Genomic DNA, 1,114 nt, shown 5'->3' on the forward strand with positions numbered 1-1,114 from the left:
AGAGGACGTCCGCATTACCTTTGTGACTGTTCCGGAGGTTTTAATGCCCGTCAGGATTGATCGTATACAGGCAGAATGAACAGTATGTCGCTCCAGTCGAGGTGGGCGTGACTTTGCATTTTGCCCCGATTCTCGCCGAGAGCTCCTGTCCGGTTTGAATACGGGCGTGAACGCCGCTTTTGCCTCACCCGATCGAGCGATATGCCCAGTTGGACACCTCGTGCGTCAGTATCCTCATGACCTCTTCGAAGCAACGCAAGCCCTACCTGAGCGACCTGTCCGACGCCCGCTGGGCGTTGATGGAACCGACCTTGACGGCCTGGCGGGCCGAGCGGCAGAAGACCTCGCTCAACCTCGGCGGCAAGGTCACTGACCTGCGCGAAGTCATGGACGCGATCCTCTTCCTCAACCGGACCGGGGTCCCATGGCGCTACCTTCCGCACGATTTCCCGCCACACACCACCGTTTTCAGCTACTTCAGCGCCTGGACCGCCGACGGCACCATCGAGAAACTCGGCATCCGCCTGCACCGAATGGTCCGTGAGCAGGAAGGACGCGCCACCGAGCCCACCGCCTGCGTCATCGACGCGCAGAGCGTCAAGACCGCTCCCAGCGTGCCCACCAACACCCAGGGCACCGACGCCGGCAAGAAGATCGTGGGCCGTAAACGCAGCATCGTCGTTGACACCCTCGGCTTATTACTGCTGGTCATGGTGACCGCGGCCAGTGTCTCCGACAACGAGGCCGGCAAGCAGCTGCTCAGTCAGATCGCCGCCGACCATCCCACGATCACCAAGGCGTGGGTCGATACCGGCTACAAGACCCAGGCCGTCGAACACGGTGCCACCCTTGGCATCGACGTCGACGTCGTCCCGCGAAACACCCAGGTCAAGGGCTTCTCAGTGGTACCGCGACGCTGGGTGGTAGAGCGAAGTTTCGGTTGGATCATGATGCACCGGCGCCTCGCTCGCGACTACGAGGCCAAACCCGCCCACTCCGAGAGCATGATCCGTCTCGCGATGATCTCGAACCTCGCGAGACGAGTAACCGGCGAAACACCCATAACCTGGCACAATCCGTGAACTATCCCCCAAACAAACAGGACGTCCTCTCA

General features: G+C 61.3%; 1 protein-coding gene. It reads left to right on the forward strand.

All coding sequences use genetic code 11. From position 1 onward, the window contains the following. Window positions 1–236: 236 nt before the first annotated feature. Window positions 237–1,082, forward strand: a complete 846-nt coding sequence (locus tag ACFW6B_RS41165) for an IS5 family transposase (RefSeq protein ID WP_386605076.1) — start codon at window positions 237–239, stop codon at window positions 1,080–1,082. Window positions 1,083–1,114: the final 32 nt, after the last annotated feature.

The sequence above is a fragment of the Streptomyces sp. NPDC058751 genome, assembly GCF_042746485.1.
Taxonomy (GTDB): Bacteria; Actinomycetota; Actinomycetes; order Streptomycetales; family Streptomycetaceae; genus Streptomyces.

Coding starts and splice junctions, on each gene's coding strand:
- ACFW6B_RS41165 (WP_386605076.1), top strand. CDS start 237: ATGACCTCTTCGAAGCAACGCAAGCCCTACCTGAGCGACCTGTCCGAC.